The following is a 7,633-nucleotide window of genomic DNA, read 5'->3' on the forward strand; positions in this document are numbered from 1 at the left end:
GGCGAGCGCGTTCCGCGCTCGCTCGACGCCGTCATCGATCGATTTCACGTCGTCGCGGGCGTACAGCCGAAGTCCCGCGTTGAACGCGACGGCGTCCGCGAGGTCGCCGTCGCGCTCGCCGGTGAGAACCGCCTCGGTGATTTCGGCGGAATCGGTCGCCACGTCCTCGACGTCGAGCGCGTCGGCGTCGAAGTCCATCCCGTGTCGGTCGGTCTCGATCTCCGCGCCGTCCCACTCGACGTACGTCGTGTGGCCCGGTCGAACGTCGTCGTAGCCCTCCAATCCCTGGAACATCAGCACGCGCTCGACGTCCTGGGTTCGGCTCTCGGAGAGGGTGTTGATCATCCGCTCGCCGAACGTCGTGTGGAAGAAGCTCCCGAGGTGGACCGACGCGTCCGCCGGGTTGGCGAGCGTTTCGACGGTGTTGACGAACGTCCGCACGCCGAGCGCGCGCCGGTCGTCTTCGAGGGCGGCGACGGCGGGGTTGAATCGTGCTTGGTCGTAGAAACCGAAGCCGACCTCGTCCGTCATCGCGGCGCTTTCTTCGGGGGAGAGGTCGGTTTCCACGCCGAGTTCGGAGAGGACGTGGCGGTAGGCACACCCCTCGCTCATGGGGACGCGGTCGCCGCTGTGGACGACGACGGGGGTTCCTGCGGCCGCCGCGACGAGTCCCGACGCGACGCCGAGGAGCGCCGTCCGGGATTTGCCGTCGTAGTTCGCGCCGCAGTCCACGGGGTCACGGTCCGGTGCCGCGATTTCGACCGACTCCTCGCGCATCGCGTCCACGAAACCGGCCAGTTCCTCGGGCGTGTTGCGCTTCCAACGGTTCGCCACCCAGAAGCCGCCGAGTGCGACGGGGGACACGTCGCCAGCGAGGATTTCCCCGAAGGCGAACTTGGCTTCCTCGTAGCTCATGTCGTCGGCGGACTTCGGCCCGGAGCCGACGTGTCCGACGAAGTCCCGAAACTCACGAGTCATCACTCGACACCTCGCTCCGAGACGACGGCGTCCGCGAACGACGGCACGCCGACCGACGGCGCACCTTCGAGGAACTCGGCCACGCGGTCGCGCACGGAGACGACGTCGCCGACGACGGTGACCGCGGGCGGTTCGATGCCCACCTCGTCGCGCCGCTCCACGATGGTGTCGAGCGTTCCCGTGACGGTGAATTCGTCGTCCCGCGTCGCCTTCTCGATCATCGCGGCGGGGGTGTCCTCTGGAAGTCCTGCGTTCCGCAGTGCGGTCACGTTGTCCGGCAGGCGACGGACGCCCATCAGGATCACCAGCGTCCCGCCCGCTCGGACCGTCGCCGCGAGTCCGTCCCAGTCGAGCGCGCTCTCGGCTTTCGTCGGGTCCTCGTGGCCGGTGACGAACGTCACGGAGGAGGCATGGTCGCGGTGGGTCACCGGGATTCCGGCGACGGCCGGTGCGGCGACGGCGCTCGAAATGCCGGGGACGATGTCGAAGTCGATTCCGGCGGCCGCGAGGTGTTCTGCTTCCTCGCCGCCGCGGCCGAACACCGTCGGGTCGCCGCCCTTGAGTCGAACCACGTCTTTCCCTTCGCGTGCCAGTCGAACGAGCAGGCAGTTTATCTCCTCCTGTGTGGTTCGCTCGCCGTCCGGCCCGGGCCGCTTGCCGACGTACATCCGCTCAGTGGTCTCGGGACACGACTCCACGATTCGGTCGTCCGCGAGGTTGTCGTGACAGACGACGTCCGCGTCGTCGAGTAGTCTCCGCGCCTTTACCGTCAGCAGTTCCGGATCGCCCGGTCCTGCACCGACCAAATAAACCGTTCCAGTGTGCATGCTCATGTTCGTCCTCCGCGTCGTGCGCTCCGGTACCGCGCTCGGTAGCCGTCTTCGGCGTCGTCTTCCCAGCACCCCTCCATCTTCTGAAACTCCCGTACCTTCGCGATGAACAACGAACATGGCTCCCGGCAGGGGAACTCGCCGTCCCCGCGCGGAACCACGATTTCGTCGTCCGCCGCGTCCCATTCGCGCCGCGCACTGCACTGTGAATCCACACAGCAGGCCTCGACGGCGTGGTCGAGCGCTTCGCGCCCGATGTCCCCCACGTCGGCGTACACGCCGGTTTGGCGCTCGGCCGTCTCCCGAAAGTGGCTCACGTCGAGTTCGCCGTTCCGCTCGCGGTACCAGTTCGAAATCGTCGCCGGGTAGACGAACTCGACGGCCCGCAGGAGGTCGGCGGCGTCGAGGTCCGAACACACCCATCCGGTGGGGAGCGTCGCCGCCGTTGCCAGCGGGCGATACTCCCCATCGTCCGCGAATCGCACCCCGTCGCGCGTCTCCTTCGGGTCCGCGTGCGAGTCGAGTTCGTCCAATTCCTCGTCGCGGTCCTCGACGTGCCGAATCTCGTATCGACGGCTACCGTCGGCGGTCCGCGTGGTCGTGATGGCGAGTTGCCCCCACGTTCGGGTCGCGTCGTGGGGTTCGTCGCTCCCGCCGTCCGCCAACCAGCTCAAAAACGCATCGCGGGCCGCCTCGGCCTCGCGACGCTCGGTGTCGTCGTCCTGCGCGATGGTTTCGACCGGCTCATCCCCGTCATCGAGCGTCGCTCGCGCTCGCTCGACGACGACGTCCGCGACGAGCGGTTCGGTTCCGACGGCACCCGAGTACCAGACCCGTTTGCCATCGACGTCGGCAGGGACGGGATACCCCGATTCGGCGTCGTCGGTCAGACCGACGTCCTCCGGGATGTCCTCTTGGGTGTGGTAGCCGTCGGCGACGAACAGCGGGACGACGACGAGTTCGTCGCTCTCGAAGTGATCGGTCAGGTCGTCGATGTACGGCGCTTGGTCCATGAACAGCGCCCGCACCTCGTCGAAGCGCTCGCGTGCTTCGAGACCCGCGACGTGGTCGCGGGTCGCCTTCGCGCTTCTCGGATTTCGTTCGGTGCCGTGGCCGACGACGGCCAGTCCGACGCCGTCCCCGACGCTCGGGTCGTCGGGGACGTGTTCGGCACGTTCGACGATGACGTCGGCCATCGATTCGTGGGTCCCGACCGGGTCGGCGTAGCGAACTCGCTTGTCCACGTCGAGGTCCCACTCGTCGGTGAGCCGGAGCTCACGGGGGAGCACCTGTTCCGTGAAATACCCCTCGCTGGTGAAGAGGGGGACGACGACAACGTCGGTCGATTCGACCGTTCTGAGGACTTCGCGCAGCGACGGGGCTTCCTTCCAGAAGGCTTCCCGAACCTCCGCGAAGCGGTCACGGGCGCGTATCTCGTCGGCGTGATCGTAGACGGGTCTCGCCGACCCGGCGTTCCGGTGTGAACCGTGACCAACCAGTACGAGCGCCGTGTCCTCGATCATTCTTCGGGTTCTTCGTCCTCCTCGTCCCGTCGGTCGGAGAGGTGCTCCCAGATTTCCGTGCATCCCGCACCGTCAGGGACGTCCTGTAGGTGGTCGTCCTCGCGTGGTTCCTTCGATTGCTCGGCGACGGGCTTCTCGCTCACCGTCCGTCACCCGGTGTTCGGTCGCGTTCGGTTCTCGGTTCGGCACCTGACCCGGCCGCGGGTCGATGCGTGGCAAACTCACTGATATTCATCAGGACACCCTATGTCGGGAATCCCCTAAATCGCGTCTCTACCCGTAATTCCGGCCACTGCTCCCACATACCGGTAAGAACCACTGCTATCTCCGACTCCCGTATTCCGGCAATTCGTGCAGGAAATAGGTTGGCCGTGTAGGTATCGAGCGTTCCGCCCGTTTCGACGTGTCAGGTGATTCGGCGGGGATTGCGTCCGCCGATGTATTGAGGGTTCGGAGACGCGGAGATAGGGCATGGTAACTGCGGTTCGGACGCTGGACGAGGGTGCGTGGGTCAACGTGAACAATACCCGAATCGTCGGCGTAAGCGATATCTGGCCGCTCGTGGACCACGACGTCTGTGATTGTGATACCGCGTTGTTCCTCGTCGAGGTGTTCACCGACATCGGTGTGGACGGTCCGTGGGTGGAAGCCCGTGCGGCGGGACAGTGCATCGGCTGTGGGGAACGGGGCGCGACGGGGTGGCTTCGGATCGGACGCGCCGACGGGGACGAATTCCGTCCCATCGACTACGAAGGGGGCCAACGGCCGTCGAGCACCCGGTTCTCGGACTAGGGAGTGGGGCGCTGCCATGTCTCCGCGATACTTGCCGCTTTTTCCGACCCCCGGCGGGCATTGACGCGGAGATGGGGTGTTTAGGCGTGTGTGCTGTAGCGATTCCCATGCCGACCGACGTAGAGAAATGGAAGGATGATATCTATGGGGAAGAGATCAAGGACCACATGCGTCGATTCGCCGAGGAGGGCTGGGAAGCCATCCCGGAGGACGAACACGACGAGTGGTTCGAGCGGTTCAAATGGTGGGGGCTGTACCACCAGCGCGACGGCCAGGAAAGCTACTTTATGATGCGCATCGGACCGCCGAGCGGCTACCTCGAACCCGGTCAGCTCCGGGTCATCGGTGAGATTGCCCGCGACTTCGCCACCGGCCCGGCCGCGAACCCGGAGTTCGGCAACGGCTACGCCGACGTGACGACGCGACAGGCCGTCCAACTTCACTGGATAAACATCGAAGACGTGCCGAAGATCTGGGACCGCTTGGAAGACGCTGGTCTCTCGACCAAGCAGGCCTGCGGTGACTCGTGGCGGAACATCGTCGGCTGTCCGGTCTCCGGGAAGGACAAACGCGAGTTCGTGGACGCGGTTCCCGTCGTCAAGGACCTCAACGAGAACTTCAAGGGCAACCCCGAGTACGAGAACCTCCCGCGGAAGTGGAAGGTGTCGGTGACTGGCTGCCGCGAAGGCTGTGGCCAGGGCGACATCAACGACATCGGAATCGAACCCGCCGAGAAGGAGATCGACGGGGAGACCGTCCGCGGGTTCAACGTCCGCGTCGGCGGGGGTCTGGCGGGCCGCGAAGCGCGCTTCGCCCGCGACATCGACGTGTTCGCCGAACCCGACGAGGTCGTCCCCGTCCTCGGTGGGCTTTCGGGGCTGTTCCGCGACTACGGTAACCGCGACAACCGCCGCCGTGCCCGCATCAAGTTCCTCGTGGACGAGTGGGGGCCGGAGAAGGTCCGCGAGACGCTTCAGGAGGAGTACGTGGACTTCTACCTCAAGACGGCGGGCAACGACTTGCGCGAGGAGTACTCGTACAACGCGGGCGTCCCGGACGACCACGGGCACGCCGACCACGTCGGCGTGCACGAGCAACCCGACGGGAACTACTACGTCGGCCTGAACGTCCTCGTCGGCCGCGTCGGTGCCGAAGAAATGATCGAACTGGCCGACATCGCCGAGAAGTACGGGTCCGGAGAGGCGCGACTCTCCCAACGTCAGAACATCATCCTGACGGATATTCCCGAGGAGAATCTCGACGCCCTGCTCGACGAACCCGTCCTCGAACGCTACAGCCCCGACCCGCACCCGTTCCAGCGCGGTTCCATCGCCTGCACGGGAACGGAGTTCTGTTCGCTCTCCATCGTGGAGACGAAGAACCGCCAAGTGCGTCTCTCGCGCTGGCTCAAGGAGAACGTGGAGCTTCCGGACGACGTGGAGAACTTCCACATTCACCTCTCCGGCTGTACCGCGTCCTGTGCCCAGCCGCAGATCGCCGACATCAGCCTCCGCGGCATGAAGACGCGCAAGGACGGCGAAACCGTCGAAGCCCTCGACATCGGCGTCGGTGGCGGACTCGGCAAGGAGCCGAGCTTCGCGACGTGGATTAAGGAGCGCATTGCCGTGGACGAGGTGCCCGGCGCGATCCGAAACCTCATCGACGGCTTCGCGGCCCGACGCGAGGACGGCCAGACGTTCCGCGAGTTCGTGCACTCGCTCCACGCCGAGGAACTCGAAACCCTCGCCAGCCCCGAGGAGACCAGCTACGAGGACCCGTACATGCACAACACGAAGAAGACGTGGTACCCGTACGCCGAGGACGACGACATGGACGCCAGTCCGGCCCCCAACAGTCCGGCCGACCCGATTTCCGGCGATGACTGAGCACAGCGAAGGAGTCCCGGAAGCCAGTGAGCCGCAGCGTGAACACGACCGCCTCACGCTGTTTCCGGCGATGACTGAGCGCAGCGAAGGAGTCCCGGAAGCCAGCGAGTCGCAGCGCCGAAGGCGACCGTCTCGCGCGGTTTCGGGGGACAACTGAGATGGCCGACCGCATCCTCTCGGTGAACGCCTACACCACGTTCGACCTGCTCGACGCCGTCGCGGAGGGCCACGGCTGGACGGACGAGGCGATGGCCGTGCTGAACGTCAAAACGCCGCGGAAGAATCCGGACGAAGTCCTGCTCGAACTCGAACTGGACAACGGCTCGCTGGACGACCTCCCAGCACACGCCGACACGGTGTCGCTCTCGCCCGACGAGGCGCGGACGCTCGCCGGGGAACTCGAACGCTACGCCGAGAAGGTCGAGGACGAGCAGGCTTAGAGGTTGTAGCGGAAGTCACACGAGGTGCAGCGAAGCGAGTCGTTTTTCCGCACGATGACGCCGATACCGCACTCCGCACAGACTCCCTCGTACGCGACCGAGCCCGCCCCCCTGCGGAGCATCTCGTCCCGAACCCGTTCCATCTCGGCGATCTTTCGTCGCTGTTCGGTTATCTGCCGTTGAAGCCGCGCGAGTTGCTGGAGTTGCCGCTCTTTCTCGGTTCTGCCTGCCGATCGTCGCCCTCGTGTTCGCATGTGCTGACCACCATGTGAACGAAGGAGTGCGACAGACATTAACTAGCACTCATTGTTTGCAAGGTATTCATTACCGTTTCGCATATCGATCGATAGTCAGGTTGGACGGTGTTCGTTCTACGGGGTGTGCGAATGGCGACCTCAAAGCATATGCTGAGTGTGATTAATCTCCCGTATACGGATGAAATATCTCTCACGTCGTGCAGTTCTGGGGGGCGCCAGTAGCTCCCTGATTGCCGGTGCTGGATGCCTCTCACCCTCGAAGTCCGAACCGAAATCGAAAATCAACTTCATCTCCATCAAAAACAAGCGAAATCACGCGGTCGATGTCCACCTACGGGTAAAGGATGCATCGAAGATTGTACTGGAAGAGACTCATCACCTGGAGACGTACTCGGGTATGTCGCCAAAATCGTCCGTCTACTACACCGAACGCCCAGTCAAGCACTCCGGCCGTTACGTCGTCACGGTCTCGGTGGACGATACTCCGGTAACCGTCGATACGACCACACAGGTCCATGGCAAGGCGGATTGTGTGGGGATAATTTTCAGGATAGAGCCCGGTTCTGGCTTGTATTACGAGAGCAAAGCAGTGCAGCACTGCTAATTGGATGCTTCGTCCCCACGAAGTGCCGTAGCTATGTCGGTACCTGTTCCTCCCCATATCACGACACCAAAAAAAGCGAGAATCGAGTTAGTTCAGGGTTCGAGCAACACTTTCGTCACGCCTTCTTCACGGCTGTCGAATCGCTCGTACATATCGGGCGCGTCATCGAGTTCGACGCGATGTGAGACGACGAAACTCGGGTCGGCGCGGCCCTGAATGATGAGGTCGCGGAGTTGTCGGTTGTACTCCTTGACGTTACACTGTCCGGTCCCGACCTTGAGACCCTTCTCGAAGAACTTCCCGAAGTCGATGCCGAGGCGGCC

General features: G+C 64.2%; 10 protein-coding genes and 1 pseudogene. 5 read left to right on the forward strand and 6 right to left on the reverse strand.

Going from position 1 to position 7,633, the window contains the following annotated elements; translation table 11 throughout:
- From WBV42_RS20970 to WBV42_RS20985, 4 genes are all read right to left on the reverse strand, one after another.
- Window positions 1-978 (reverse strand): anthranilate phosphoribosyltransferase (locus WBV42_RS20970; protein ID WP_423987761.1); only part of this gene is annotated, 978 nt, incomplete at its 3' end.
- Window positions 978-1,811: a uroporphyrinogen-III C-methyltransferase gene (gene cobA, locus WBV42_RS20975; protein ID WP_423987762.1), complete on the reverse strand. Its 834-nt coding sequence runs from the start codon at window positions 1,809-1,811 to the stop codon at window positions 978-980. The genes cobA and WBV42_RS20970, both read right to left, overlap by 1 nt.
- Window positions 1,808-3,331, reverse strand: a complete 1,524-nt coding sequence (locus WBV42_RS20980) for a DR2241 family protein (RefSeq protein WP_423987763.1) — start codon at window positions 3,329-3,331, stop codon at window positions 1,808-1,810. Before WBV42_RS20980 ends, cobA begins: the two co-directional genes overlap by 4 nt.
- Window positions 3,328-3,474 carry a hypothetical protein gene (locus WBV42_RS20985; RefSeq protein ID WP_423987764.1) on the reverse strand — a complete coding sequence of 49 codons (147 nt, stop codon included), beginning with the start codon at window positions 3,472-3,474 and terminating at the stop codon, window positions 3,328-3,330. The genes WBV42_RS20980 and WBV42_RS20985 overlap by 4 nt, the downstream gene beginning before the upstream one ends.
- 328 nt (window positions 3,475-3,802) lie before the next feature.
- On the opposite strand from WBV42_RS20985, the gene WBV42_RS20990 reads away from it, so the two are divergent.
- The 4 genes from WBV42_RS20990 to WBV42_RS21005 all read left to right on the forward strand — a co-directional run bounded on the left by WBV42_RS20990 (window position 3,803) and on the right by WBV42_RS21005 (window position 6,449).
- A complete protein-coding gene (locus WBV42_RS20990) occupies window positions 3,803-4,123 on the forward strand; it encodes a hypothetical protein (protein WP_423987765.1) in 321 nt (106 codons plus the stop codon).
- Between the two features lie 107 nt (window positions 4,124-4,230).
- Window positions 4,231-6,009, forward strand: a complete 1,779-nt coding sequence (locus WBV42_RS20995; protein ID WP_423987766.1) for a nitrite/sulfite reductase — start codon at window positions 4,231-4,233, stop codon at window positions 6,007-6,009.
- Window positions 6,002-6,166, forward strand: a complete 165-nt coding sequence (locus tag WBV42_RS21000; RefSeq protein WP_423987767.1) for a hypothetical protein — start codon at window positions 6,002-6,004, stop codon at window positions 6,164-6,166. The genes WBV42_RS20995 and WBV42_RS21000 overlap by 8 nt, the downstream gene beginning before the upstream one ends.
- 1 nt (window position 6,167) lies before the next feature.
- On the forward strand, window positions 6,168-6,449 hold the full coding sequence (locus WBV42_RS21005) for a DUF6360 family protein (RefSeq protein WP_423987768.1): 282 nt from the start codon (window positions 6,168-6,170) through the stop codon (window positions 6,447-6,449).
- Here the strand turns inward: WBV42_RS21005 and WBV42_RS21010 are convergent.
- Window positions 6,446-6,703: a hypothetical protein gene (locus WBV42_RS21010; protein WP_423987769.1), complete on the reverse strand. Its 258-nt coding sequence runs from the start codon at window positions 6,701-6,703 to the stop codon at window positions 6,446-6,448. The genes WBV42_RS21005 and WBV42_RS21010 overlap by 4 nt on opposite strands.
- Window positions 6,704-6,884: 181 nt before the next feature.
- Here WBV42_RS21010 and WBV42_RS21015 point away from each other — a divergent pair, with 181 nt between their 5' ends.
- Window positions 6,885-7,310 (forward strand): hypothetical protein, encoded by a 426-nt coding sequence (locus WBV42_RS21015; RefSeq protein WP_423987770.1) that lies wholly within the window; start codon window positions 6,885-6,887, stop codon window positions 7,308-7,310.
- 92 nt (window positions 7,311-7,402) lie between these two features.
- Here WBV42_RS21015 and WBV42_RS21020 read toward each other — a convergent pair.
- Window positions 7,403-7,633 (reverse strand): annotated as a pseudogene (locus tag WBV42_RS21020) (aldehyde dehydrogenase); the annotation flags it as partial.

The organism is Haladaptatus sp. (assembly GCF_049589095.1).
GTDB lineage: Archaea > Halobacteriota > Halobacteria > Halobacteriales > Haladaptataceae > Haladaptatus.

Excerpts from the sequence above, each read along its gene's own strand:
- WBV42_RS20995 (WP_423987766.1), top strand. The coding sequence starts at position 4,231 with ATGCCGACCGACGTAGAGAAATGGAAGGATGATATCTATGGGGAAGAG.
- WBV42_RS20980 (WP_423987763.1), bottom strand. The coding sequence starts at position 3,331 with ATGATCGAGGACACGGCGCTCGTACTGGTTGGTCACGGTTCACACCGG.
- WBV42_RS21010 (WP_423987769.1), bottom strand. The coding sequence starts at position 6,703 with ATGCGAACACGAGGGCGACGATCGGCAGGCAGAACCGAGAAAGAGCGG.
- WBV42_RS21015 (WP_423987770.1), top strand. The coding sequence starts at position 6,885 with ATGAAATATCTCTCACGTCGTGCAGTTCTGGGGGGCGCCAGTAGCTCC.
- WBV42_RS21000 (WP_423987767.1), top strand. The coding sequence starts at position 6,002 with ATGACTGAGCACAGCGAAGGAGTCCCGGAAGCCAGTGAGCCGCAGCGT.
- cobA (WP_423987762.1), bottom strand. The coding sequence starts at position 1,811 with ATGAGCATGCACACTGGAACGGTTTATTTGGTCGGTGCAGGACCGGGC.
- WBV42_RS20990 (WP_423987765.1), top strand. The coding sequence starts at position 3,803 with ATGGTAACTGCGGTTCGGACGCTGGACGAGGGTGCGTGGGTCAACGTG.
- WBV42_RS21005 (WP_423987768.1), top strand. The coding sequence starts at position 6,168 with ATGGCCGACCGCATCCTCTCGGTGAACGCCTACACCACGTTCGACCTG.